Source organism: Mycobacterium sp., from assembly GCF_046330795.1.
Lineage (GTDB): Bacteria > Actinomycetota > Actinomycetes > Mycobacteriales > Mycobacteriaceae > Mycobacterium.
Genome location: NZ_JAXLSA010000003.1, coordinates 603908 through 629394 on the forward strand (window position 1 = coordinate 603908; position 25487 = coordinate 629394).

At 69.2% G+C, this 25487-nt stretch carries 25 protein-coding genes; 19 read left to right on the top strand and 6 right to left on the bottom strand.

Translation table 11 applies throughout. The annotated features are described in order from the left end of the window. Window positions 1–28: 28 nt before the first annotated feature. Both U0R18_RS14280 and U0R18_RS14285 read left to right on the top strand, forming a co-directional pair. Window positions 29–1405, top strand: coding sequence for a YveK family protein (locus U0R18_RS14280; protein WP_526369368.1), 1377 nt, complete (start codon window positions 29–31; stop codon window positions 1403–1405). Then, entirely contained in the window at window positions 1386–2630 is a 1245-nt protein-coding gene (locus U0R18_RS14285; RefSeq protein WP_526369370.1) for a hypothetical protein, read from the top strand. Before U0R18_RS14280 ends, U0R18_RS14285 begins: the two co-directional genes overlap by 20 nt. A gap of 75 nt (window positions 2631–2705) precedes the next feature. Here U0R18_RS14285 and U0R18_RS14290 read toward each other — a convergent pair whose 3' ends face one another. Together U0R18_RS14290 and U0R18_RS14295 are read right to left on the bottom strand one after the other, a co-directional pair. Next, a complete protein-coding gene (locus tag U0R18_RS14290; protein ID WP_526369372.1) occupies window positions 2706–3644 on the bottom strand; it encodes an amino acid--[acyl-carrier-protein] ligase in 939 nt (312 codons plus the stop codon). Window positions 3645–3671: 27 nt separating this feature from the next. Further along, entirely contained in the window at window positions 3672–4817 is a 1146-nt protein-coding gene (locus U0R18_RS14295; protein ID WP_526369374.1) for an acyl-CoA dehydrogenase family protein, read from the bottom strand. A 147-nt stretch (window positions 4818–4964) separates the two neighbouring features. On the opposite strand from U0R18_RS14295, the gene U0R18_RS14300 reads away from it, so the two are divergent. From U0R18_RS14300 to U0R18_RS14325, 6 genes are all read left to right on the top strand, one after another. Continuing rightward, a complete protein-coding gene (locus U0R18_RS14300; protein WP_526369376.1) occupies window positions 4965–5219 on the top strand; it encodes an acyl carrier protein in 255 nt (84 codons plus the stop codon). A gap of 104 nt (window positions 5220–5323) precedes the next feature. Next, window positions 5324–6220: a DUF1839 family protein gene (locus U0R18_RS14305; protein WP_526369378.1), complete on the top strand. Its 897-nt coding sequence runs from the start codon at window positions 5324–5326 to the stop codon at window positions 6218–6220. After that, window positions 6217–8559, top strand: a complete 2343-nt coding sequence (locus U0R18_RS14310; protein WP_526369380.1) for a glycoside hydrolase family 2 protein — start codon at window positions 6217–6219, stop codon at window positions 8557–8559. The genes U0R18_RS14305 and U0R18_RS14310 overlap by 4 nt, the downstream gene beginning before the upstream one ends. Next, window positions 8556–8960 carry a holo-ACP synthase gene (locus U0R18_RS14315; RefSeq protein WP_526369382.1) on the top strand — a complete coding sequence of 135 codons (405 nt, stop codon included), beginning with the start codon at window positions 8556–8558 and terminating at the stop codon, window positions 8958–8960. The genes U0R18_RS14310 and U0R18_RS14315 overlap by 4 nt, the downstream gene beginning before the upstream one ends. Window positions 8961–9063: 103 nt before the next feature. After that, window positions 9064–9687 (top strand): uracil phosphoribosyltransferase, encoded by a 624-nt coding sequence (upp, locus tag U0R18_RS14320; protein ID WP_526369384.1) that lies wholly within the window; start codon window positions 9064–9066, stop codon window positions 9685–9687. A gap of 2 nt (window positions 9688–9689) precedes the next feature. Further along, on the top strand, window positions 9690–10244 hold the full coding sequence (locus U0R18_RS14325) for a YdcF family protein (protein ID WP_526369386.1): 555 nt from the start codon (window positions 9690–9692) through the stop codon (window positions 10242–10244). On the opposite strand, the gene U0R18_RS14330 is transcribed toward U0R18_RS14325, so the two are convergent. After that, window positions 10219–11739 carry a phospho-sugar mutase gene (locus U0R18_RS14330; RefSeq protein ID WP_526369388.1) on the bottom strand — a complete coding sequence of 507 codons (1521 nt, stop codon included), beginning with the start codon at window positions 11737–11739 and terminating at the stop codon, window positions 10219–10221. The genes U0R18_RS14325 and U0R18_RS14330 overlap by 26 nt on opposite strands. After that, window positions 11736–12527 (bottom strand): purine-nucleoside phosphorylase, encoded by a 792-nt coding sequence (locus tag U0R18_RS14335; RefSeq protein ID WP_526369555.1) that lies wholly within the window; start codon window positions 12525–12527, stop codon window positions 11736–11738. The genes U0R18_RS14330 and U0R18_RS14335 overlap by 4 nt, the downstream gene beginning before the upstream one ends. A gap of 169 nt (window positions 12528–12696) precedes the next feature. On the opposite strand from U0R18_RS14335, the gene U0R18_RS14340 reads away from it, so the two are divergent. From U0R18_RS14340 to U0R18_RS14350, 3 genes are all read left to right on the top strand, one after another. Then, window positions 12697–13563 (top strand): type IV toxin-antitoxin system AbiEi family antitoxin, encoded by an 867-nt coding sequence (locus U0R18_RS14340; RefSeq protein WP_526369390.1) that lies wholly within the window; start codon window positions 12697–12699, stop codon window positions 13561–13563. Window positions 13564–13627: 64 nt separating this feature from the next. Next, a complete protein-coding gene (locus tag U0R18_RS14345; RefSeq protein ID WP_526369392.1) occupies window positions 13628–14815 on the top strand; it encodes an amidohydrolase in 1188 nt (395 codons plus the stop codon). 23 nt (window positions 14816–14838) lie between these two features. Further along, window positions 14839–16002, top strand: a complete 1164-nt coding sequence (locus tag U0R18_RS14350; protein ID WP_526369557.1) for a M20 family metallopeptidase — start codon at window positions 14839–14841, stop codon at window positions 16000–16002. Between the two features lie 73 nt (window positions 16003–16075). On the opposite strand, the gene U0R18_RS14355 is transcribed toward U0R18_RS14350, so the two are convergent. Continuing rightward, on the bottom strand, window positions 16076–16558 hold the full coding sequence (locus tag U0R18_RS14355) for a gamma-glutamylcyclotransferase family protein (protein WP_526369394.1): 483 nt from the start codon (window positions 16556–16558) through the stop codon (window positions 16076–16078). Between the two features lie 116 nt (window positions 16559–16674). Here U0R18_RS14355 and U0R18_RS14360 point away from each other — a divergent pair, with 116 nt between their 5' ends. The 3 genes from U0R18_RS14360 to U0R18_RS14370 all read left to right on the top strand — a co-directional run bounded on the left by U0R18_RS14360 (window position 16675) and on the right by U0R18_RS14370 (window position 20891). Next, entirely contained in the window at window positions 16675–18093 is a 1419-nt protein-coding gene (locus U0R18_RS14360) for an NAD(P)H-quinone dehydrogenase (protein ID WP_526369396.1), read from the top strand. Window positions 18094–18262: 169 nt separating this feature from the next. Next, window positions 18263–19966 carry a glycerol-3-phosphate dehydrogenase/oxidase gene (locus tag U0R18_RS14365; RefSeq protein ID WP_526369559.1) on the top strand — a complete coding sequence of 568 codons (1704 nt, stop codon included), beginning with the start codon at window positions 18263–18265 and terminating at the stop codon, window positions 19964–19966. 43 nt (window positions 19967–20009) lie between these two features. Next, window positions 20010–20891 carry a pseudouridine synthase gene (locus U0R18_RS14370; protein ID WP_526369398.1) on the top strand — a complete coding sequence of 294 codons (882 nt, stop codon included), beginning with the start codon at window positions 20010–20012 and terminating at the stop codon, window positions 20889–20891. A gap of 4 nt (window positions 20892–20895) precedes the next feature. On the opposite strand, the gene U0R18_RS14375 is transcribed toward U0R18_RS14370, so the two are convergent. After that, a complete protein-coding gene (locus tag U0R18_RS14375; protein ID WP_526369400.1) occupies window positions 20896–21588 on the bottom strand; it encodes a TetR/AcrR family transcriptional regulator in 693 nt (230 codons plus the stop codon). 71 nt (window positions 21589–21659) lie between these two features. Here U0R18_RS14375 and U0R18_RS14380 point away from each other — a divergent pair, with 71 nt between their 5' ends. From U0R18_RS14380 to U0R18_RS14400, 5 genes are all read left to right on the top strand, one after another. Then, window positions 21660–22733, top strand: coding sequence for a flavin reductase family protein (locus tag U0R18_RS14380; protein WP_526369402.1), 1074 nt, complete (start codon window positions 21660–21662; stop codon window positions 22731–22733). Window positions 22734–22834: 101 nt separating this feature from the next. Continuing rightward, the gene (locus U0R18_RS14385; RefSeq protein WP_526369561.1) at window positions 22835–23860 is read left to right on the top strand and encodes a fatty acid desaturase family protein; all 1026 of its coding nucleotides are present in this window, start codon (window positions 22835–22837) and stop codon (window positions 23858–23860) included. A gap of 124 nt (window positions 23861–23984) precedes the next feature. Then, entirely contained in the window at window positions 23985–24476 is a 492-nt protein-coding gene (locus tag U0R18_RS14390; RefSeq protein WP_526369404.1) for a DUF2834 domain-containing protein, read from the top strand. Window positions 24477–24565: 89 nt separating this feature from the next. Continuing rightward, window positions 24566–24874 (top strand): RNA-binding protein, encoded by a 309-nt coding sequence (locus tag U0R18_RS14395; RefSeq protein ID WP_526369406.1) that lies wholly within the window; start codon window positions 24566–24568, stop codon window positions 24872–24874. A 138-nt stretch (window positions 24875–25012) separates the two neighbouring features. Beyond that, window positions 25013–25441 (top strand): MTB12 C-terminal domain-containing protein, encoded by a 429-nt coding sequence (locus U0R18_RS14400; RefSeq protein ID WP_526369408.1) that lies wholly within the window; start codon window positions 25013–25015, stop codon window positions 25439–25441. The last annotated feature ends 46 nt before the right edge of the window (window positions 25442–25487 follow it).

Consider the following 25487-nt stretch of genomic DNA (forward strand, 5'->3'; position numbering starts at 1 on the left):
CATTGAAACCGGGACGGAGCAGGTAACCGTGAAGAACGACCCCCTCACCGAACGCGATCTGCGTACGCGGCTGAACGTGCCGCCGACCTTCGACGTCGGCCATCATCTCCGCGAACTCGCCCGGGTGGTGCTGCCGGCACTGCTGGGCGCGCTCGTCGTCGCCGGCGTGGCGTACGAGGCGGTGTCCGCGCAGCCGCCCCAGTACCAGAACAGCGTGACCGCCAAGATCGACTCCGGGGCGCTGGCGGGCATGACCGACGTCACGGTGAACACGCTGGCGCCGCCGTTCGTCGCGCTCAGCAAGTCGCAGGCGGTGCTCGAGGATGCGGCCAGGCGCGCCGACATCGACACCTCGCCGGCGGAACTGGCCAGGGACGTGGACGTCTCGGTGCAGGTGTCGCCCAGCCTGGTTCAGGTCACCTCGCGGGCGCCGACGGCCGACGGTGCCATCCAGCTGTCCAACGCGATGGTCAGCGCGCTGGACGAGGCGATCGTCAACGTGTGGATCGACCGGGTCACCAAGGACGCGCAGGATCTGCAGAATTCGGCCGCCGACTCGGCGACGAAGATGGTTGGCCTGGACCCGGATTCGCCGCGTTACCTGGTTCTGCACGCCGACTTCGAATCGCAGTTGGCCCGCGCGCAGCAGCTGCGGGCCGCCCCGCCCACCCGCATCGTCCTGCTCTCCCAGCCGGGTGTGGCGGACAAGGTGGCACCGCTGCCGCTGCGTCAGACCGGGGTGGTCTTCCTCGCCAGCCTGTTGATCCTGGGAGAGCTGTTCGCATTCCTCAACGGCCGGATCGGGCGGCGCACCAACGCGGCCTGGGTGCGCCGGCGCGCGCACCGGCATGGTTATTCGGTCGTCTCGGCCGACCGCGGTGCATCGGACTGGCCGCTGGACACGCAGGTGCTGCTGAACACCGTCGGAGGGCACGGCCCGGGTGTGCTGCTGTTGCGCTCGGCGTCCTCGACGGCCCAGGTGTATGTGGGCGAGGCCGTGTCACGCGACCGCTCGGGCGGCGGGGTCGAGGTGCGCTCCGTCGGCTCCGACTGGTGGCGCGATCCGGAGGCCGGCAAGCACCCGCTGGCCATCGCGGTGATCGACGCCCGCGGACGCGATCGCAGCGCCTGGACGGAAGCCTTTGCCGCACTGGATCGTTACGGTATCCCGGTACAGCTGGTGGTGCTCGGTGAGCGCCACTGGTGGCCGCGGCGCGCAGGGCGTCCGGCGCCCGCCGAGGTCGAGGTCCCGGCCTCGGAAGCAGTAGAAGAGTCGGTCGACGAGGCGAGTCCGGCTCGGGCGTATCCGGAGTACGCGATGGTCATCGGAGCCGGCCCGGGGACGGCGGCCGAAGAGAAGGGTGACAGCGTGGGGGCGAGGAACAATGGCCACGAGTCCACTTGATCGCATCTGGCGGGACCACTGGGGTGTCCACGCGCTGACGCCGGTCGTCACCGCCGATGTCGGCGTTTTGCGGTCCAGGTTGCTCGACCTCATCACCGCCAACCCGTCGGATCCGTTGGCCTGCAACCTTTCCGACGATGCGGGCCGGTGGATACCGGTCGCCGAGGAGTTCCGCGCTGCACATGTGAACAGCGTCATCGTGGCAAGCACCGATCTGGATGACGCCGCGGATCCGTATGCGGTGATGCCGGTCAACCGGCCGCCGGATGACTACCGGGCACCCTTCCGGATGGTCGTCGGCCGCCGTTCCGTGCTGCTCTACGTCAACCACGTCGTCGGCGATGCGTCGTTGATGACGTTGCTCGGTTCCCGACTGGTGCGGGGGCAGATGGTCAGCCTGTCCGACGTCGGGCGCCGGGTCGGTGTGCGTCACCTGCTCCGGATGGCGGCGCGGCAGTCCGGCCGGCACTGGCGTGAGTGGATCGGCCGCCGCCGGGCCGTGCGTGCGCTGTGGGCCGCCGAGCGCGCGTACGCCGAAAGCCGGGAGTTGGAAACGGAATCCGCCGCCTCCACCGTCTCGGTCGGCGTCGTGCTCGACGCGGATCGCTACCGGGAGTTCAAGGTGTGGCGCGCGGCCAACGGAGCCGGCGTCTCGATCACCGCGCTGATGGCCGCGGCGGCGTTTCGGGCCTTCCGCAGCGAGGGCGTCGCCGTCGCCGACGACGGCCTCTACGTCCTGGTGGACCTGCGCCGCTATCTGTCGCCCGAGAATTCCTGCCTGACGGGCAATCTGGCGGTCAGCGTGATGCTGCCCACCGATCTGACCGATGCCGACACGATCAGCCGCGACCTGCGGGCATTGTTGAATTCCGCGCAGGCCGTGCCGACCGTTCTGAAAGCAATTGGCATACAATGCATTTCGGTGTTCAAGCGGACGGCCGCGAAGGGGCCGGAGGTTCGGCCGGGACGAGTGCGGATGACGTTCAACTCGATGCTCGGCAACCCCGGCACCGACGACATCCCGTGGCGCGACCGCTCGCAGGCCCGCTATCTGGGGATGTCGTATCCGATCGCCGCCGGGGGACTCAGTGTTTTCGCGTGCGTCGTGGACGACCGGATGGAATTCTCGGCGTCCTTCCGCTCCGACCTGATCGATCGGGAGACCGCGCAGCGCGCGCTGAACCGGTTGATGGACATGCCTGCGCTGCTGTCCGCCACCGTCTGAGCATCTGTTCAGTACTGGCGGCGAACTCCACTCGGCCGACGTGTCGGTGAGCGCTGAACAGATCCGGGGAGTCGGTTACGCCGTCATCGCGGCGCGCACCGATATCGGCCAGGTCGCCGGATCGAGCCCGTGGGTGCGGAACAGCGCCAGCGCGATGCGCTCCATCCCGAATCCCACGCAGGCGCTGTGCGCCACCTCGCCGTCGGCGGTGCGCAACGCGAACGTCGTGCCGAAGTGGTCCTGATGGCAGTTCGACGACACCACGGCGGTGCCGTCGGTCAGATCGCCGTAGAGCCGGATCACCAGTTCGGTCTTGAGGTTCTCGGCGTGCTGATTGGCCGCCAGCATCCGCCCGGCGCGGCCGAAGAACGGGTCGTTGGCAGCGACGGGCGCCGCATCCAGGCCCAGCTCGGCGAGCATCGCCAGGCCGTGGCCGATCCACGTCTCGCGGTGCTCGACGGCCTGCTCGGGCGTACCGACGCGGACGTACTCATGCATGCGGAAGGCCTGCATCCGGGCGGGGTCGATGGCCGGCTCGTGCCGGAAGCAGTAGCCGTACACGTCCAGCAACCGGCCGTCGGGCGGCAGCTGCGGGTCCAGGGTGCTGTAGCTGGGGTGGCAGGCCGCCGAGACCAGCATGGTGCCGGCCGGGTGCAGGTGGTGATCCCAGCCGTTGCCCGAAGCGCGGTCCTCGAGCAGGTCGCGGTGTTCGCGGTCGCCGCCGGTGAACGTCGAGACGGATCCGGTCAGATTGGGGAAGGAGGCGATGTAGTCGGTGCCCTCGAACGCCGCGCGCGAGAACAGCGGCGGGAACCGCAGCACGGTCGCCGAATCACCATGTACCGCTTGACCTTTGCGGCGGACGGCGACGTCGATACCGTCGATCACGTTCTCGAACACCGCGCCGCGGCCGAACAGTCCGTCGATCCCCATCGGGATCAGCAGACCCGCCTCGATCAGTTGGTCGCGGAATTCCCGGCGGGCCGTTTCGATGTCGATCTCGACCGTGGTCATCGGTGTCTGCTCCTAGTTGTCGGGTGGTCAGTCGCCCCGCTGGGCGAGCACCAGGTGGGCGTTGTTGGCCTTGATGCGGTCGTTGGACACCATCAGCTGGGGTCCCAGCGCGTCGCGGACCAGCCGGCCCATGGACGCCGGATGGTCTTCGCGATAGCCGTTGATGCCGATGAGTTCCAGCGCGCCGAGCACCACCTCGATGACGGCCGTCGACGCCGTCAGCTTGAGGTTGTTCATGGTGATGGTGAACGACACCGTCGGTTCGCGGTCGGGGGTGCGCAGGAAGTCTTCGTAGCGCTGCAGTGCGCGAACCACCGAGGCCTCGAACCGCTGGTGCACGACGGTCAGTTCGGCGAGCTTGGCGGCCTGCGGCACGGTGGTCCCGGGTTTGTTGCGGACGGCGGAGCGGGTGGCGTCGCGCGCCTTGGACAGCGCGGCGTCGGCGATGCCCAGCCACACCGAGGCCCACAGGGTGTGCGAACCGGGCAGCATCGTGGACGCGGAGATGGTCGAGTAGTCGACGGGCAGCACATGGGCCGCCGACGTCCGGGTCTTCAGCAGGAAGCCGGGGCTGCAGGTGCCGCGGAAGCCCAGCACGTCCCAGGTGCTGATCTGCTCGAGCGTGGTGTCGGCGGCGGGGCAGACGACGAGCACCTGATCGCTGGGTTCGGCGTCGGGGCCGCGGCGGGCGGTGGTGCAGATGTAATCGGCGACCGCGCCGTAGGAGATCACCGGGGCCGTCTTCTCCAGGGTCACGGTGTCGCCGTCGCGTTCGACCGCGCAGGTCGAGCGGCCCACGTCCCCGCCGGTGGAGATCTCGGTGGTGGCCGACGCCAGCAGCGACTCGTCCCGCGCGATGGCGGCGGTCAGCTCGGCGATCGGGCCCGCGGTGCCGTGGTGGGCCAGCGTGAGGGCCTGGGTGTGGTGCATCGCGAACACCATGGCCGCCGAGCTGCACGCCGCGCCCATGGTGCGGGCCACGGCCGCGAGTTCGGTGACGGTGGTGGCGCGGCCGCCGAGTTCCTCGGGCAGGCAGCAGGACAACAGCTGCGCCTCCCTGAGGGCGTCGACCGCCTCCACGGGGAAGCGGGCGGATCGGTCGACGTCGCCGGCGGCGGTGGCCGCGGCCTTCGCCACGTCCCTCGCCAGATCGTTGATCGCGGGTTTGGTCATTTGTCGTGTGCCCGGTCTGTCAGCCGCGGTGCAGATAGCGGCGCGGTGTTTGCTGCAGTACAGTAACACCCGTTCGACGAAAACGTTGCTGTAAGTGCCGTAGCTAATTATCAATTGGCCAGGCCGAACCGAGGGAGCGGTAGATCGATGGAGCAGACCCAGGAGCGGATCCGCGAGGTGCTGGCCCAGCACGGACGCATGAGCGCGGACGTTTCGGCGTTGTCGCCCGGTGCCGATCTGTACCAGCACGGACTCACGTCGCACGCTACCGTGAATGTCATGCTGGCCTTGGAAGATGAGTTCGACGTGGAGTTCCCCGACGAGGCCCTGCGCAAGTCGACATTCGCGTCCATCGACGCGATCCAGCAGCTGATCGGGTCGCTCGTCGCGGCCTCGGTCTGACGTCGCCCGTCATGGTGGCCGTCGGTTCGGCGCAGCTGTCGGACAGAGCCGATCCAACGAACTCAGAGATATTTGCTAATTGCGCAAATTATCGTCCGAGTTCGGTGCACGATGTGTCGCGGATCTGGCTCGAGACCAACTGCTACATGGATCTGTGGGCCGAATTGCTGCACGCATTGCAGCTCGATCCGGTGCCGGCGTTCGCCTGTGCGCTCTCGGCCGACCACGACGGTGTGCAGTGGACATTCCTCAAGCCGGCGCCGGAGGATCTGCGCCGGCTCTACGGCCTGGAGGTGGCCGAGGAGAACGTGTGGCGCCCGGTGCTCGACACCGTCGAGTCCGGCCCGGCGCGGGGCCTGCTCTTCACCGTCGAGGTGGACAGCTGGTGGCTGCCCGACACGGCCGGCACCGCCTACCGGACCGAGCACGTCAAGACCACCATCGTGCCCACCCGGGTGGACCGGACGCGCCGGGTGATGGAGTACCTGCACAACGCGGGCATGTACGAGCTGCACGGCGAGGATTTCGACGGAGTGTTCGGTCTGACGGGCGCCGAGCAGCTGCCGCCGTACATCGAAGCGATCCGGCGCTACCCCGACCGGATCGAGCCCGGCGCCCTGGCCGCCGTCACCCGTGAGCACCTGCGCCGGCGGGCGCCGGGTAACCCGGTCGAGCGGCTGGCGGTGTCGGTCCGCGAGGCCGTCGAGTGGCTGCCGAACACCGACATGACGGTGTTCCACCAGTGGTCCTTCGCCACCCTGCGCCAGTGCGGCGCGACGGCCGAACTGGCGGCCGATTTCGCCCGGCATCTCGACGGCACGTTCCCCGGCGCGGCCCGTGCGGGCGAGCCGCTGACGGCGGTCGCCGAGGGCGCCAAGGCGGTCCAGTTCAAGATGGCGCGGGCCGCCCGGGGCCGCGCGGTCGACGTCGACGATGCGCTGGCCGACATGGCCGACGCGTGGCAGCGCGGTCTGGACCTGATCGAGACGGCCGTCGGTTGAGCGGCTTTCCGGCCTGGCAGGCGGTGCGCACGTCGCCGGGCGAGCAGGCCCGCTGGAACGAGGCCCGCACCCTGGCGCCGGGCGAACTGCCGTCGGCGCTGGACGCCGCCGACGGCGACTGGTGGCTGCGCACCCACCTCGAGGTTGACGCACCGGCGTGGCTGGAGTTCGCCGGATTGACCTTTCCCGCTGAGGTTTTCGTCGACGGGGCCGCCGTCGCCGAGTGCGAGTCGATGTTCCTGCCGGTGCGTATGCGGGTCGACCCGGGTCGGCATGAGGTGGTGGTGCGGTTCGGTTCGTTGTCGCGGTGGCTGGCCGACCGGCGCCCGCGCGGGCGCTGGCGTTCGAGCCTGACTGCCGCCCAGGGTCTGCGCTGGGCGCGCACCACGCTGCTCGGCCACGCCCCCGTCTACGGCGACGTGCCCATCCCGGTGGGCTGCTGGCGGCCGGTCCGGCTGGTCCCGGCCGGTGAGCTGGTCGACATCACCATCACCGCCGATCCCGGTACGGGCACGGTGCGCGTGGACGGCTCGGCGGACGGGCCCGTTCGGGTCACCGTCCTCGGGCCCGACGGGTCCGAGATCTCCTCGGCCGCAGGAACTCTGGGCCTATCGGTCGTCGTCCCGGATCCACAACTCTGGTGGCCGCGCGGGTACGGCGGTCAGCCGCTGTACCGGGCCGTGGTTACCGTGGGCGACACCGTGCTCGCCGACCGCACGTTCGGCTTCCGGACGGTGAGCGTCGACCAATCCGGTGGGGCATGGCAGCTGGCGGTCAACGATGTGCCGGTGTTCTGCCGCGGTGCGGCCTGGACCCCGCCCGATCCGGTCCGCCTCACCGTCCCCGACGATGTTGTGCGGCAGCATCTTTCACAGCTCGCCCAGCGCGGTGCCAACATGGTCCGGGTGGTCGGCGGCATGGTGTACGAGCAGCCCGCGTTCTACGACTGCTGCGCCGAACTGGGCCTGCTGGTCTGGCAGGATGCCATGCTCGCGACGTTCGACCCGCCGCGTGAGCTGGACGACGTCATCGCCCGTGAGGTCACCACCCTGCTGGCCGCGCACTCGGGGAACCCCGCACTGGCGGTGCTCAGCGGTGGCAGCGAGACGCTGCAGCGTCCCGAGATGCTCGGCGTCCGGGCCGAGGACCGCGCTGTCCCGGTGATCGATCAGGTCCTGCGGGACGTCGTCGCTCCGCGTGGCGATGTCGTCTACGTCCGGTCCAGCCCCGCGCCGCCGGACGGCAGCGACCATCTGGCGATCCGGCCGGATTCCGGTGTGGCGCACTGGTTCGGTGTCGGCGGCTATCTGCGTCCGGTCGCCGATGTGCGATCGGCCGGGGTCCGCTTCGCCGCCGAGTGCCTGGCGTTCGCCAACCCGCCGTCGCCCGCCGCGGTCGAGCGGCACTTCGGCTCGGCGGCGGGGGCCGGACACCATCCGGACTGGAAGGCCGGCGTGCCGAGGGATCGTGGCGCGTCCTGGGATTTCGAGGACGTCCGCGACTTCTACGTGCGCGAGGTGTTCGGCGTCGACCCGCTGGCGGTGCGCCGCGCCGACCCCGAGCGTTATCTGCAGTTGGGCCGGATGGCCGTCGCCGAGGCCATGGGCCGGTGTTTCTCGTTCTGGCGGCAGCCGGGTTCCGGCTGCGCCGGCGCCCTGGTGCTGTCGTCCAAGGACCTGATGCCCGGGGCGGGCTGGGGTCTGCTCGACGTCGACGGTGCGGCCAAGGCCGCCCTCGACGTGCTGGCGCGGGTGTGGGAACCGGTCGGCGTCACCGTCTGCGATGCCGGGCAGAGCGGTGTCCGCATCGGCCTGCACAACGACTCCGGTACCGACATCGGCGGTGAATTACGGCTACAGGCAACGGATGTGCGCGGCTCGGTGGTCGTCGACGCGAAGTGTGACGTGCTGGTGCCGGCGCACTCGGCACGGACGTGGTTCGACCACGAGATCACCGGCGAGTTCCGGGATCTCTCGGGCGCGTTCGGATTCGGCGCCCCGGTGGTCGACGGCATCGACGTCCGTTGGTGGCTCCCGCACGCCGGCCGGTCGGCGCGGGAGTGTCTGGTGACCCAGCCGCGGCCGGGGCAGTCTCCCTCGGTGCTGCGCGCCACGGCGTTGCGATCCGGCCCGGATCGGTTCGAGATCGAGGTCAGCGCCGACATCGCGCTGCGTTACGTCACGGTGGACCTGCCGGGATGGACCTTGTCGGACAACGCGTTCCATCTGCTGGCCGGAGTGCCGTACACGGTGAGTGCGCGGGGTTCGGGTGCGGCGCCGGTGGGCTGGGTCTCTTCGGTGGACACGCTGGCACCCGTGTCGGTGACGGTGCCGCAATGACGCTGCAGATCCCGCCCGGCTTCCGGATCAGGGTCGGCTGCGACGTCACACCGGTCGGCGACATCGCCAATTCGGTCGAGCGGTTCGGCGACCGGTATCTGACCCGGGTCTTCGGTGCGGGCGAGCTTGCCGACTGCGCGGGCGTGGACCGCGTGCAGGGGCTGGCGGCCCGGTTCGCCGCCAAGGAGGCGGTGTTCAAGGCGTTCGCGGTCGCGGATCTGGCGGTGGCGCCCACCGAGATCGAGGTGGTGCGCGTCGCCGGACTGCCCGAACTGCGGCTGTTCGGGGCGGCGGCCGAGCTGGCCGGGAGGCAGGGCTGGCAGCAGAGCGAGGTGACGCTGTCGCACACCGACTGCCACGCCATGGCCGTCGTGATGGTGCTGGCGTCGGCCCACGCATGATCTGTTCTGCAACCTCGGTGTGGTCCACTCGCACTTTCTCGCAGCCAACGCAGAACAGATGGAGGTGGGGCGGGTCGTGCCGGCGCTCGATAGTCTGACCGCCATGGATGTCCGCGTCGTCGATCACCCGCTGGCCGCTGCGCGGCTGACCACCATGCGCGATGAGCGCACCGACAACGCGGCATTCCGCGCAGCGCTGCGCGACCTGACGCTGATGCTGGTCTACGAGGCCACCCGCGACGCCGAGCGGGCCCACACCACCATCCGCACCCCGCTGGCCGAAACCACGGGCACAAAGCTGGCCAACCCGCCGCTGCTGGTGCCGGTGCTACGGGCCGGGCTGGGCATGGTCGACCAGGCGCACACCCTGATCCCGGAGGCCAGGGTGGGCTTCGTCGGCGTGGCCCGTGACGAAGAGTCGCATGAGCCCACGCCGTACCTCGAATCGTTGCCCGCCGACCTGTCCAGCACGCCCGTGCTGGTCCTCGACCCGATGCTGGCCACCGGTGGATCGATGGTGTACACGCTGGGGGTGCTGGCCTCCCGCGGTGCCGTCGACATCACCGTGGTCTGCGTGGTGGCCGCACCGGAAGGCATTGCGGCACTGGAGGAGTGCATGCCCAGCGTGCGGCTGTTCACCGCGGCCATCGACGACGGCCTCAACGACATCGCTTACATCGTGCCGGGGCTCGGCGACGCCGGGGACCGTCAGTTCGGTCCGCGCTGAGCGTGCGAGGAATCCGCCGGACCTTGGCCGGCGCCGCGACGGTGATCGTGGTGGTGATCGCCGGGCTGGCCGTCGCCGGCTACTTCTTGTTCACCCGTCCGCACGGCGACCCGCTGACCCCGGCCGACGCCATCGTCGTGCTCGGCGGCGAGGACGACGGGCGGGTGCAGTACGGGATGGAACTCGCCCGGCAGGGCTACGCCCACACCGTCGTCATCTCCAGCGGCTTCCTGGAGAGATCGCCGGCGTTCCATCGGGCCTGCGCGTCGAGCGGCCCGGCCGTCAGAGTCATCTGTTTTCGGCCCGACCCGTTCACCACGCAGGGCGAGGCGAAATTCGTGCAGCAGAAGGCCACCGAATTCGGTTGGCATCATGTGATTCTCGTCTCCTGGAACTTCCACATGATCCGGGCCCGCTATATCTTCGGCCAGTGCTTCGACGGCACCGTCACCATGCGCCCGGTGCAGACCTACTACAACTACAGCCTCGGCTGGTGGACCTGGATCTACGCCTACCAGTACGGCGCGCTGGTCAAGGCCGCGGTGCTGGGCTGCTGAGCAGTGCGGACATCTCGGCTTCGACGGACCGCTGCAACGCCACGGCCGCGGCCCGGGCGCCGGACTCATCCCGGGGGCGCCGGATCTCGATGTAGCACTTGATCTTCGGCTCGGTGCCGGACGGCCGGACCGCGACGCGCAGCCCGGACCCGCGGAAGATCAGCGCATCGGTGCGGGCGGCCAGATCCTCGACGTCCACGGTGATACCGGCGATCTGTCGGGGCGGCGTGGTGCGCAGTCGCGTCATCACTGCACCGGCATCGTCGACGCGGGCGCTGACCGCCGACGTGACGTGCACGCCGTACCGGTGGGCCAGCCCGTCGAGCGCCTCGGGCACCGAGGATCCCCGGCGGGCAAGTGCCGCAACCAGATCACAGAACACGACGGCCGCGCTGATGCCATCCTTGTCGCGCACGGCAGCGGGGTCGACGCAGTGTCCGATGGCCTCCTCGTAGGCGTACACCAACGTCGAACCGGCCACCCCGTCGTCGGCACGCGCCAGCCATTTGAACCCGGTGAGCGTCTCGACGTGCCGAGCGCCGTGATCGGCGGCGATGTCGCCCAGCAGCTGCGACGACACGATCGACGAGGCCACCAGGGGTTCGGGGGCCCCGCGCGCCTCCTCGGCACTCAGCCGCGCAAGCAGGAAATCGCCCAGCAGCCAACCGGTTTCGTTGCCGGACAGCATCCGCCAGCCGCCCGAGTCGGGAATCCCGACGGCGCACCGGTCGGCATCGGGATCCAGCGCTATCGCGACGTCCGCACCGACATCGGCCGCCAGGTTCAACAGCGCGTCGGTAGCGCCCGGTTCTTCCGGATTCGGGAAGTCGACGGTCGGGAAGTCGGGGTCGGGGTCGAATTGCGTTGTCACGGTGTGCAGATCGGTGAAGCCGGCCCGCCGCAACACCGTCGTCGCGAGTTCGCCGCCGACGCCGTGCAGCGGCGTCAGGGCGATCCGCAACCTCCCCGGTTCCCTGCGCAGGCCGGCGGCCCGGGTGACGTACTCGTCGACCAGGTGCTCGCCGCTGGGCGCGACGGCCAGCCGGGCGATCCGGTCGGTGGGCGGCGCGGCCACCATGGCAGCCTCGATCTCGCGGTCGGTGGGGGCGATGATCTGGATCCCGCCGTCGAAGTAGAGCTTGTAGCCGTTGTCGGTGGCCGGGTTGTGCGACGCGGTGATCTGCACACCGGCCGCGGCACCCAGGTGGCGCACCGCGAAAGCCAGCACCGGGGTGGGCAGCGGTCGCGGCAACATGATGACCGGGAAGCCTTGGGCGTTGAACACTTCGGCGGTTGCCCGGGCGAACTCGTCGGAGTGGTGCCGGGCGTCGCGCCCCACCACCACGGTGGCGCCGGCGCGACCCCGATCGGTGAGCACGCGGGCCACCGCCCAGGTGGCGCGCAGCACGTTGGGCACGTTCATGCCGTCGGGGCCGTCGCGCATGGGTGCGCGCAGTCCGGCGGTCCCGAACGTCAGCGGGGGCAGGTCGGTCACAGCCGGGCGATCACCGCGGCCAGCAGTGCGCCCATCGCCGTCGCGGAAGTGCGGCCGGCGGCCAGCACCTCGTCGTGCGACAACGGTTCCCCGGTCATGCCGGCGGCCAGGTTCGTCACCAGCGACAGCCCCAGCACGGCGGCGCCCGCGGCCCGGGCGGCGATGGTCTCGTGCACGGTCGACATGCCGACCAGGTCGGCGCCCAGCGTGCGCAGCATCCGGATCTCGGCGGGCGTCTCGTAGTGCGGGCCGGGCAGGCCGGCGTAGACGCCCTCGGCCAGCGTCGGGTCCACCTCGCGGGCCAGGGCCCGCAGCGCGGGGGAGTAGGCGTCCACCAGATCGACGAACTGCGCCCCGACCAACGGGGACCGCGCGGTCAGGTTCAGGTGGTCGCTGATGAGTACCGGCTGGCCCACCCGGTACTCGGGCCGTAGGCCACCGGCCGCGTTGGTCAGCACCACGGTCCGAACCCCGGCCGCGCACGCCGTGCGAACCGGGTGCACCACGGCGGACAGCTCATGGCCCTCGTAGGCGTGGATGCGGCCCAGCAGCACCAGCACACGGCGCTCGCCGACCGGGATCGACAGGATCCGGCCGCCGTGCCCGGCCGCGGTGGGCGCGGAGAAGCCGGGTAGCTCGGCCATCGGGACCGTGGCCGTCGGCGCGCCCAGGGCGTCGACGGCCGGTGCCCAGCCCGAACCCAGCACCACCGCGATGTCGTGGGCGGGCACGCCGGTGCGCTCGGCGATGACGGCCGCGGCCCGGGAGGCATCGGCGGGGGCATCGATCACCAGGGCAGCCTAGTGGCGTTCGATCGCTCATTCGAGTTGCGCCGAGTTCTGCAGATTGGTCGTGATCTGGCGGTCTGAACAACCCGTGTGCAGAAGTCGCGGGGCCATCCACAGGCGATCGATCTTGTGACGGCGCAGCGACCGCGTTGTCGGCAACCCTGTCGTGATGGTCGAACCCTTCCTGGGCGCAGAGGCGATTCGTGCCGGTCGACTGACTCGCGGTCAATTGCGGTCGCGGTTCCGCGCCGTACATCCGGGTGTCTACGTGCCACGAGACGCTGCCGGCACACTGCTGTCGAACACCGTTGCTGCGTGGCTCTGGACCAGTCGGCGGGGAGTAATTGCCGGTCGCGCTGCCGCCGCGCTGCATGGAGCCCGCTGGATCGACGACTCCACACCGATCGAATTGATCGTTCCGCACACCCGGAAACGGCCGGGAGTGATCGTGCACGAGGAGCAGATCAAGTCCGACGAGGTGTGCGTCATTGGCGGCCTGCCGGTGTCGACGCCCGAGCGGACCGCGTTGAACCTCGCCCGCTGGCTGCCCAGGGACTCGGCGGTTCGACACCTGGATTCGCTGGCACGCGCGACCGCGATCTCGAAGGAGGCGGTCCTGGGCCTCGCGGCGCGCTATCCCGTTGCGCGTCACGCCCGGCGCGCCCGGGCGGCGCTGGATCTGATGGATGCCGGTTCCCAGTCGCCTCGCGAGACGTGGCTGCGGCTGCTCGTCATCGATGCGGGCTACGAACGGCCGCAGACGCAGGTCCGAGTCACCGATGGTGTCAACGTCGCGTTCATCGACCTGGGTTGGGAAGAGCACCGGATCGGGCTGGACTACGACGGCGATCACCACCGCAGCGAGCGTCGAACATACGTCAACGACATTGGCCGTTACTCGATGATCGATGACCTCGGCTGGATCGATCTGCGCGTGGTCGCGGAGCACAGCAGGGCGTTCATCCTCCACCGACTGCGGGAGGCATTCAGGCAGCGTGGATTGACGCCTCCGCCGACTTCTGCAAACAGGTCGTGACCCGGCGTCCCGAACAACCCTGGTGCGGAAGTCGCGGTGTCCGCAACGGTGCGATACTGCTGGGATGCCTACGGTCACCGCCCCCGACAGCGTCCGCGACGCTGTGCTGGCCCGGCGCGGTGACCTGCTCGAACTCTCACACTCGATCCACGCCGAACCGGAGCTGGCGTTCCAGGAGTTCCGCAGCGCGGCCAAGACCCGCGCACTGGTGGCCGAGCGGGGTTTCGAGATCGCCGACGCGCCGGGCGGGCTGGCGACGGCGTTCCGGGCGTCGTACGGCAGCGGGCCGCTGAAGATCGGGGTGTGCGCCGAGTACGACGCGCTACCCGAGATCGGTCACGCCTGCGGGCACAACATCATCGCCGCCGCGGCGGTGGGTGCGGCGCTGGCGCTGGCCGAGGTGGCCGACGAACTCGGGCTGACGGTGGTGCTGCTGGGCACCCCGGCCGAGGAGGCCGGCGGCGGAAAAGTGTTGCTGCTGCGGGCCGGAACCTTCGACGACCTGGCGGCCACCGTGATGATCCATCCCGGCGCCATCGACATCGCCGCGGCCCGCTCGCTGGCCCTCTCGGAGGTCGCGGTGCGCTATCACGGCCGGGAGGCGCACGCCGCCGTCGCGCCGTACCTGGGGGTCAACGCCGGTGATGCGGTCACCGTGGCGCAGGTCGCGCTGGGATTGCTGCGCCAGCAGCTGGCGCCCGGGCAGATGCTGCACGGGATCGTGACCGACGGTGGCGCCGCGCCGAACGTCATCCCCGCCCGGGCCGGGATGCGCTACACCATGCGGGCTGCCGAGACGGCGTCGCTGCGCGAGCTCGAGGGCCGCGTCGGCGACTGCTTCCTGGCCGGGGCGCTGGCCACCGGTTGTGACTACGAGGTCAGCGAGACCGAGCCGACGTACGAGGCCCTGGCGCCGGACCCGTGGCTGGCCGATGTGTGCCGGGCCGAGATGGAGGCCTTGGGCCGCACCCCGCTGCCGCCCGAGGTCGAGGTCACGCTGCCGCTGGGCAGCACCGACATGGGCAACGTCACGCAGATCATGCCCGGCATCCACCCGGTGGTGGGGGTGGGCGCCGAGGTCGGGGTGTCGGTGCATCAGCCGGAGTTCGCGGCCGCCGCGGCGGGCCCCGGCGGTGACGCCGCGGTGATCGACGGCGCGGTGCTGCTGGCCCGCACGGTGGTGACGCTCGCGCAGACGCCGTCGGAGCGGGCCCGCGTCCTCGACCGGCTGGAGCGGAGGACCGCGTCGTGAGTGCACCGTTCGGCGAGCCCGACATCTCCGACACCGTCGAGTCCTGGCTGGCCTCCAACTACGACGAGCTGGTGGGCTGGCGCCGGCACATTCACCGTCATCCGGAGCTGGGCCGGCAGGAGTATGCGACCACGACGTTCGTCGCCGAGAAGCTGACCGATGCCGGGCTGAAGCCCGAAATCATGCCCGGCGGAACGGGTTTGGTGTGCGATATGGGTCCCGAGCACCGGCCCCGGATCGCGCTGCGTGCCGATATGGACGCGTTACCGATGACCGAACGCACCGGCGCCCCGTACAGTTCGACGGTCCCCGGTGTGGCGCACGCCTGCGGGCACGATGCGCACACCGCGATCCTGCTGGGCACCGCGCTGGCGCTGACGGCGCTGCCGGAACTGCCGGTGGCGGTCCGGCTGATCTTCCAGCCCGCCGAGGAGTTGATGCCCGGCGGTGCGATCGACGCGATCGCGGCCGGGGCGCTGACCGGGGTGTCGCGGATCTTCGCGATGCACTGCGATCCGCGTTTGGACGTCGGACGGGTAGCGATCACGCCCGGGCCCATCACGTCGGCCGCGGACTGGGTGGAGATCACCCTGCATTCGCCGGGTGGGCACACGTCGCGTCCGCATCTGACGACCGATCTGGTGTACGGGCTGGGCGCGCTGATCACCGGACTGCCCGGGGTGCTGTCCCGGCGCGTGGACCCGCGGACGTCGACGGTGATGGTGTGGGGCGCGGTGAACGCCGGGCAGGCCGCCAACGCGATCCCGCAGAGCGGCACGTTGTCGGGAACCATCCGGACCGCCGACCGGGAAACCTGGTTGAGTCTGGAATCCATTGTGCGCGAGACGGTTTCGGGGCTGTTGTCGCCGCTGGGCATCGAGCATTCGCTGCAGTACCGGCGCGGGGTGCCGCCGGTGGTCAACGAGGAGATCTCGACCCGCATCTTCACCCACGCCATCGAGGCGGTCAGCCCCGATGCGCTGGCCGAGACCCGGCAGTCCGGCGGCGGCGAGGACTTCTCCTGGTACCTCGAGGAGGTGCCCGGCGCGATGGCCCGGCTGGGGGTGTGGGGCGGGCGTGGCCCGCAGCTGGATCTGCATCAGCCGAACTTCGACCTGGACGAGCGGTCGCTGGGCGTCGGTGTGCGGGTGCTGGCCAATATCGTCGAGCAGTCGGCGGGGTTCTGAGCATCCACTCAGCGTGGACTGCGAAGTTGTGCGAGTAGCCCTCGCACGGGACGCTGAGTCGGTGGGCGAAGAGCTACGTGCCGGGGCCGATGTTGCGCGCCGGCCGGGTCTGCAGATCGCGGATGTATTCCGCGGGCGCACCGGCGATCTCGGCCGCGTCGGCCATCACCCCGAGATAGCGCGCCGACGGCAGTCCGCCCTCCCAGGCATCGACGACGTACAGCCACGCCAGCACGGGATCGGTTGTGGTGTCCGAGGATTCACGGACGATGCGCACCTTGATCTTCTTGTGCACTCCGAAGTCGGAGCCCTCCCAGCGGTCCAGGGCCTTCTCGTCCTCGACCGTCATGTCGTAGAGCACGACGAACACGCGTGCGTCGGGGTCGTCGGGATCCTCCACTACGGTGGCCAGCGCGCCCTCCCAGCCGATGTCCTCGCCGCCGAAGGTCAGCCGCCAGCCGGGCAGCCAGCCGGTCCCGGCCATCGGCGAGTGCGGGGCGCGCAGCTGCATCTGCTCGGGATGCATGTTGGAGCCGTAGGCGGCATAGAGCGGCACGCCGATGAGCTTAAACGTAGGAGTTCGCCCCAGCGCGAGAGTGCAGCCATATGTAATTGGCGGTCCGAGATTTGCTTAGGGCTGCACGTTCGCCGGAAGGGACTAGGTTCTTAGCCGTGGCAACGCGCATCGTGATCATCGGGGGTGGTCCGGCGGGATACGAGGCGGCGCTGGTGGCCGCCGGCTACGACCGGGCGAACACCCAGGTCACCGTCGTCGACAGCGACGGCATCGGCGGTGCATGCGTGCTGTTTGACTGCGTGCCGTCCAAGGCGTTCATCGCCTCCACCGGGGTGCGCACCGAGCTGCGACGGGCCGAGGGCCTGGGGTTCGACATCGGCGTCGACGCGGCAAAGATCAGCCTGTCCCAGATCAACAACCGGGCCAAGACACTGGCGGCCTCGCAGTCGGCCGATATCGGCACTCAGCTGCTCAACAACGGGATCACCGTCATCAGGGGCCGCGGCGCACTGGTCGACGACGTCGCCGGCATGGCGCACCACCGGGTCAAGGTCACCACGCCCGACGGCCGGGTGGGCGGGGTGCTGAAGGCCGACGTGGTGCTGATCGCGACGGGCGCGAGCCCGCGGGTGCTGCCCAACGCGGTGCCCGACGGGCAGCGGATCCTGACCTGGCGCCAGCTCTACGACCTGCCCGACCTGCCGAAGCACCTGGTGATCGTCGGCTCCGGGGTCACCGGCGCCGAGTTCTGCAACGCCTACACCGAGCTCGGCGTCACGTGCACCGTGGTCGCCAGCCGCGACCAGATCCTGCCGCACGAGGACAGCGACGCCGCCGCGGTGCTCGAGGAGGTGTTCGCCGAGCGCGGCGTCACCGTCGTCAAGAACGCCCGGGCCGATTCGGTGGTCCGCCACGACGACGGGGTGCGGGTGAACCTGACCGACGGCCGGACCGTCGAGGGCAGTCACGCGCTGATGTGCATCGGCTCGACGCCCAACACCGAAGGTCTCGGCCTCGAGCGGGTCGGCGTCGAATTGGGCCGGGGCGGCTACATCCCGGTCGACCGGGTGTCACGCACACCGGCATCGGGGATCTACGCCGCCGGCGACTGCACCGGACTGTTCCCCCTGGCGTCGGTGGCCGCCATGCAGGGCCGCATCGCGATGTATCACGCTCTGGGCGAAGGGGTTTCGCCGATCCGGTTGCGGACGGTGGCGTCGGCGACGTTCACCCGGCCGGAGATCGGCGCGGTGGGCATCCCGCAGAGCGCGATCGACGACGGCAGTGTGGCCGCCCGCACGCTGATGCTGCCGCTGAGCACCAACGCGCGGGCCAAGATGTCGTTGCTGCGGCACGGGTTCGTGAAGATCTTCTGCCGCCCGGCCACCGGCGTGGTGATCGGCGGGGTGGTGGTGGCGCCGATCGCCTCCGAGCTGATCCTGCCGATCGCGCTGGCGGTGCAGAACCGGATCTCGGTGACGGATCTGGCGCAGACGCTGTCGGTGTATCCGTCGTTGTCCGGGTCGATCGTGGAGGCCGCGCGCCGGTTGATGGCGCACGACGACCTGGACTGACTCGATCTACTCAGCGGTGGCTGCGAGATCTACTCGCACGTTGTCGCAGGGATTGCTGAGCAGATTGTTGGAGGTGCCCGCACCACGTAACCTGGGACGCGGTACTGACGGGTAACAAGGAGGCTTTGTGACCGGAGACCCGGTGCTGGGTGCGGATCCTGGTTCAGCCATGAATCCCGCCCAGCGGGCGGTCGCGTGGGACCGCCTCGGCTCGGAGCAGTTCGACGTCGTCGTCATCGGCGGTGGCGTCGTCGGGGCCGGCAGTGCCCTGGACGCGGCCACGCGCGGGCTCAAGGTTGCGCTGGTCGAGGCCCGCGATTTCGCGTCGGGCACCTCGAGTCGGTCGTCGAAGATGTTCCACGGCGGGCTGCGCTACCTCGAGCAACTCGAATTCGGTCTGGTGCGCGAGGCGCTGCACGAGCGCGAACTGTCGCTCACGACGTTGGCGCCGCATCTGGTCAAGCCGCTGCCGTTCCTGTTCCCACTCACCAAGCGGGGCTGGGAGCGGCCGTATGTGGCCGCGGGCATCTTCCTCTACGACCAACTCGGTGGCGCGAAATCCGTTCCGGCACAAAAGCATCTGACCCGTTCCGGCGCGTTGCGGCTGAGTCCTGGGTTGAAGCGGACGTCCTTGATCGGCGGTATCCGCTACTACGACACCGTCGTCGACGACGCCCGGCACACCATGACCGTCGCCCGCACCGCCGCCCACTACGGCGCCGTGGTGCGCACCTCCACGCAGGTGGTGTCGCTGCTGCGCGAGGGTGACCGCGTCGTCGGGGTGCGGGTCCGCGACTCCGAGGACGGCTCGGTGACGGAGGTTCGCGCGCATGTGGTGATCAACGCGACGGGGGTGTGGACCGACGAGATCCAGGCGCTGTCCAAGCAGCGCGGCCGGTTCCGGGTGCGGGCCTCCAAGGGTGTGCACGTGGTGGTTCCGCGCGACCGCATCGTCAGCGAGGTCGCGATCATCCTGCGCACCGAGAAGTCGGTGCTGTTCGTCATCCCGTGGGGCACGCACTGGATCATCGGCACCACCGACACCGACTGGAACCTCGACCTGGCTCACCCGGCGGCCACCAAGGCCGATATCGACTACATCCTCGATCACGTCAACACGGTGCTGGTCACCCAGCTGACCCACGAGGACATCGACGGCGTGTATGCCGGCCTGCGGCCGCTGTTGGCGGGCGAGAGCGAGGAGACGTCCAAGCTGTCGCGTGAACACGCGGTGGCCACGCCGTCGCCCGGCCTGGTCGCCATCGCCGGCGGCAAGTACACCACCTACCGGGTGATGGCCGCCGACGCCGTGGATGCGGCCGCGGAGTTCGTCCCGACCCGGGTGGCGCCGTCGATCACCGAGAAGGTGCCGCTGGTGGGTGCCGACGGCTATTTCGCGCTGATCAACCAGACCGAGCACGTCGGTGTCCGATACGGTCTGCATCCCTACCGGGTGCGGCATCTGCTCGACCGGTACGGCTCGATGATCGACGAGGTGCTGCAACTGGCGTCGTCGGATCCGTCACTGCTGGAACCGATCACCGATGCGCCGGTGTACTTGAAGGTGGAGGCGGCCTACGCCGCGGCCGCCGAGGGCGCCCTGCATCTCGAGGACATCCTGGCGCGCCGGATGCGGATCTCCATCGAGTACCCGCACCGCGGGGTGGACTGTGCCCGCGAGGTGGCCGAGGTGGTGGCGCCGATCCTGGGCTGGAGTTCCGCGGACGTCGACCGCGAGGTGGCGACCTATGTGGCCCGGGTGGAGGCCGAGGTGCTCTCGCAGACGCAGCCCGACGACGAGTCCGCCGATGCACTCCGGGCGGCGGCACCCGAGGCGCGCGGCGAGATCCTGGAACCGGTCCCGCTGAATTGACGACGTTGCCGAGAGTTGTGTTGTTCGCGGGTCCACTCGTGAAATGTGTACAACAAGTCGACTCTCGGCGCGGGCGGTGATCCGGCCGCCGCTACCGCCCAGGGACGGCCTCGGGCCGGCGCGGTTGCGGTTGCAGGGCGGCAACGTCTTCGACGAGTTCGAGCGACGCTTCGGGTCCGGTGCGAAAGTTGTTGCTGGAGAAGTGGTTACCACCTCCGGCGACGTGGTTTCGCTGGACACCGATCTGCCCGCGGGTTCCTTCGTGTTCTTCTACCGGGATCTGCCCGACGAGGTCCCAGTACCCTTTGATATCCCGGTGCTGCACCGCGACGACGACATCGTGGTGGTGGACAAGCCGCACTTCCTGGCCACCATGCCACGGGGGTCACACGTCGTGCAGACGGCGGTGGTGCAGTTGCGGCGCGCACTGGAGCTACCCGAGCTCTCCCCGGCGCACCGGCTGGACCGGTTGACGGCCGGGGTGCTGCTGTTCACCGTCCGCCGCGAGGTGCGCGGGGCGTATCAGACGCTGTTCGCCTCCGGTGCGGTGTCGAAGACGTATCACGCTGTGGCCGTAGGTGATCCGGTTGTCTCGCTGCCTGTTGTCGTGCGGAATCGGATCGTCAAGCGGCGCGGGGTGTTCCAGGCGTCCGTCGAGCCGGGGGAGCCGAACGCGGAGACGCTCGTCGAATCGCTGGGCGGGGACCGGTACCGTCTGACGCCGCGGACCGGCCGGACCCATCAGCTGCGGGTGCACATGGCGGGGCTGGGGGTACCGATTGTTGGCGATCCCTTGTATCCGGTGATCAAAGAGGTTGCCGCCGATGACTTTTCGAATCCGTTGCAGCTGCTGGCGCACACGCTGTCGTTCGTCGATCCGTTGACCGGCCAGCCGCGGCGGTTCGTCAGTGAGCGCTCGCTGTAACACCTCAGTCGTGTGACCGCCAGTTCGCCACCCCGACGATGATCATCTTGAGCTGCTTGACCGCCGTGGCCCGGATCTCTTCGAGCGCGACGGGGTCGTCGGTGTCGTCGAGGGCTTCGGCGATCGAGATCATGGCGTTGACGATCAGCACCGCGAGGGTGTTCAGGTCTTCGCCGCTCCAGGATCGCAGGCCGGGGAAGCGGGCCAGGTCGATCGCCAGTTCCGAGGTGATCAGCCGGATCTCGGTCCGGATCGCGTAGCGCAGGACGGTCACGCCGCTGTTGCGCTCGCGGGCGATGAACCGCCAGTACTCCCGGCGCGCGTTCACGCTGTCGAACAGGATCTCCACCGACGAGTCGATCACCCGGGTGGGGTCGAGCTGCCCGGCGCGCGCGCCGCGCAGCATGTCGCGCAGGGTGCGGAACGACTCGTCGATCAGGACCAGGCCCAGGGCTTCCATCGATTCGAAGTGCCGGTAGAAGGCGGTGGGGGAGATGCCGGCCTCGCGGGTGACCTCGCGCAGGCTCAGCGCGGCGAAGCTGTCCTTTTCCAACAGGTTCAGCGCGGCGCCGAGGATCGCGCGCCGCGTGGCTTCCTTGCGTTCGACCCGCGACAGGCTCTCGGCGTCCCGATGCGAATCGCGCGAACGGGACCGGCCCGAGCGGTGTGGCCTCGAACTTGGTGTACGACTGTTCACTGAATGTGAAACGTACCACATCTGGTTGCGAATCCGTTGACGGCGGGCGGCCACGGGGTAATGGTGTACACATGTTCACTCAAACATCGCCTCGCGGCTTCGCCCGACGCGTCCTGCGGTCGCCGCTGGTGAGCGTGCTGACCGGACCCCACGGCGTCGACGCCTATACCGAGCTCGTGGACCGTGCCTGGACCGATCGGGAGGCTCGCGCCACCATCGTCACGGCCCGTCGCACCACCCCCCGCAGCGTCACGCTGACCCTCCGTCCGAACGCCCCCTGTGCACGCGTGTGCTCCGAATTCCGGGCCGGCGGGCACGTGAGCGTCAGCGTCGAGATCGACGGCCGCCGGCACACCCGGACGTATTCGCCGGCCAATGCCGAGGGCTCCGACCTGATCGAGCTGACCGTCGGCCGCCACGACGGCGGACGGGTCTCGACCTTCCTCAACGACTTCGCCCATCCCGGCATGGTGGTCGGCATCGGCACCCCGGGTGCCACCTTCGAGCTGGACCGGACGGCCCAGCGGATGCTGTTCGTCAGCGGCGGCAGCGGCATCACCCCGGTGATGTCGATGGTCCGCACCCTGCGCGCCGAGGGCAGCACCGCCGACATCTCGTTCGTGCACTACGCGCGCACGCCCGAGGATGCGGTCTATGCCCGCGAGCTCGCCGCGATGCCCGGCGTGCGGGTGCTGCACGGCTACACCCGCTCGGGTTCCGGCGGTGACCTCGACGGCCACGTCAGCGCCGAGCACCTGCGCCTGGCCCAGCCCGACCCCGACGCCGTCTATGTGTGCGGTCCGCCGCAGCTGGCCGACGCGGTGCTGGCCCAGCACCCCGGCGCGCAGACCGAGAGCTTTGTCCCACCGTCCTTCGACACCGCCGAATCCTCCGGTGGCCGTGTGCGTTTCGCTGATTCCGGCGTCGACGTCGAGGACGACGGCCGCCCGCTGCTCGAGCAGGCCGAGGCCGCCGGGCTGAACCCCGAGAGTGGCTGCCGAATGGGCATCTGCCACAGCTGCACCCGTCGCAAGACGACCGGTGCGGTCAAGAACCTGATCTCCGGCGTGGTTTCGACCGCCGCCGGCGAAGACATCCAGATCTGCGTGACGGCGCCAGTCGGCGGCGTCGAACTGGCTCTCTAGATTACGAAAGGACCTGTCCCATGACTGTTCTGGAACACGACTTCACCGAAACCACCGAGCGCCCGGCCGTCGAGAAGAAGGTCGGCGACCGCACCGTGCGGATGACCGCCGATCAGCTCGAGGCATTCGGCGCCGAACTGGACGCCATCCGCGACCGGGTGATCGCCGATCTGGGCGAGCGCGACGCCGACTACATCCGCGGCATGGTCAAGGCCCAACGCGGGCTCGAGATCAGCGGGCGGGCAATGCTTTTCCTGCCCCCGCTGTGGCCCGTCGGCACCGTGCTGCTGGGGTTGAGCAAGATCATCGACAACATGGAGATCGGGCACAACGTCATGCACGGCCAGTACGACTGGATGGGTGACCCGAACCTCAAGGGTCAGGTGTTCGAATGGGACACCGCCTGCCCGGCCGACCAGTGGCGGCACTCGCACAACTACATGCACCACACCTACACCAACATCGTCGACATGGACCGCGACATCGGTTACGGCATCCTGCGGATGAGCAAGGACCAGAAGTGGAGCCCGTACTTCCTGGGCAACCCGGTCTACGCGTTCCTGCTGATGGTGCTGTTCCAGTACGGCGTCGCGCTGCATGAACTCGAGACCGAGAAGATCCGGGCCGGCGACATCAGTGTGCGCGACAAGAAGGACGTGCTGCGCGAGATCTGGGCCAAGACCAAGAAGCAGACCCTGAAGGACTACGTGGCCTTCCCGCTGCTGGCCGGCCCGTTCGCGCCGTTCGTGTTCGCCGGCAACATGACCGCCAACCTGATGCGCAACGTCTGGGCGTTCATGATCATCTTCTGCGGCCACTTCCCCGAGGGGACACAGGAATTCACCGTCGAGGAGACCAAGGCCGAGACCCGCGGGCAGTGGTACTTCCGGCAGATCCTCGGATCGGCGAACCTGTCCGGCGGCAAGTGGTTCCACATCATGTCCGGCAACCTGAGCTTCCAGATCGAGCATCACCTGTTCCCGGATCTACCGGCGCATCGCTACGCCGAGCTCTCCACGGAGGTCAAGGAGATCTGCGAGCGCTACGGAATCCCGTACAACACCGGGCCGCTGCACAAGCAGTTCGCCAGCGTGGTGCGCAAGATCTGCCGCTTGGCCCTGCCCTGAGATACGCCCAAACGTACGTCTCGGCGCCAGAACACGGCGTGTCGGCGCCGAGACGTACGTTTGGGCGAGTTGGGGTTTGTCAAAAATGACAAAACATGCCGCGGGTGAGGCAATACTGACGGGCATGGTCTCGTTGGGCATTCACCTCATCCTCGGCGCAGCCGTCATCGCCTGGCTCATCCGGTCAAACCCGCAGATTTTCTCGCGGGTGCCGGGTGGGCCGGCGTTCTCGACGCTGGAGGTCGTCTACTACGTGCTCGGCATCGCGTCGATCGCGTTGGGCTACTACTTCAACCACCAGTTCGTCGCGCAGTACGCGGTGCCCACCGGCAACATGTTCTGGGGCCCCGGCAGCTGGCAGGAATTCATCAAGCTGGGTTACGCCAACCCGGCCGCCGCGTCGGCCAGCCAGGACTACACGATCATCAACGTGCTCCTGCTGCCGTTGTTCACCATTGCCGACGGCATGCGGCGCGGCATTCGCCGGCCGTGGCTGTACTTCGTCGCCAGTCTGTTCACCAGCTGTGCGTTCGCCTATGCCTTCTATTTCGCGACGATCGAGCGCCAGCACCGCCACGAGAAGGCTTCGGTTGCCGGTGATCTGACTCGCGCCTGAGCGACACACCGGATTCTGTCCGGCATTGTCAAGAGTTTCCGGTCGGGAACGGGCATCATGATGCGGCGGGCGAAGATCGGAGGAAGTAGATGTCCAGAACGACGGGGCGTGCCGCCCTGTGTGTCGCCGCACTGCTGCTGGGTAGTGGGGCTGCCGTGATCAGCGCACCGGTCAGCGGCGCGGTGTGCGGTTCGATCGGCGGCCCGCGTATCGATGTCAGCGGATGCGCCGATCCGCTCTATGAGATGAACTACCTGCCGCCCCCTCCGCCACCCCCGCCGGCGTATCTGCCGCCTCCGCCGCCGCCTCCGGTGTACGCGCCGCCGCCCCCGGTGTTGCCGAACGTCAACGTGTGCGCGAACGTCGGCCGCCGGATCAGCGTGAGCGGCTGCATCTAGGACGATCCATTCAGCGTCCTCTGCGGCGGCTACTCGCACAACGCCGCACGGAGCGCTGAGTCAGCGCAGCAGGGAAGGTCTTGACGACCCCTTGCTCAAGTGATTTGGTGAGCCTCACCTAACAAGTGGAGGCTCTTCATGCGTGCGGTTCTGGCGGCGACGGCGTCGATTCTGGCGATGGGCGGAGGCATCGGTACGGGCATCGCGGCGGCGGCGCCGCCGGTGCCCAGCGCCGATCAGTTGACCGCACAGTTGCGGCAGGTGCTCAGCACCGGCACCCCCGACGATCAGCGGGCGGCCGCACTGCAGGGCGGGCAGGCCGCGGTGCCCACTGCCAACAACATCGCGAATGCGCTCAATCGCTACGGGGGCATGGTGAATTGGTCGGTGCAGAACCCGGCGCTGAACGGCAATCAGCTGGATGCGCAGCTGGCGGTGACGATCCCGGTTTTCGGCACCAAGACCCACGACATCAACTGGGTGGACGACGGCGGCACCTGGAAGTTGAGCAACGCCTCGGCGTGTGTGATCGCCACCCAGGTCGCCGGGACCGACTGCACCGTCTGACGGAGAATCGCCGAGTTCTGCGTGAGGGTTGTTCATCTGGCTCGAG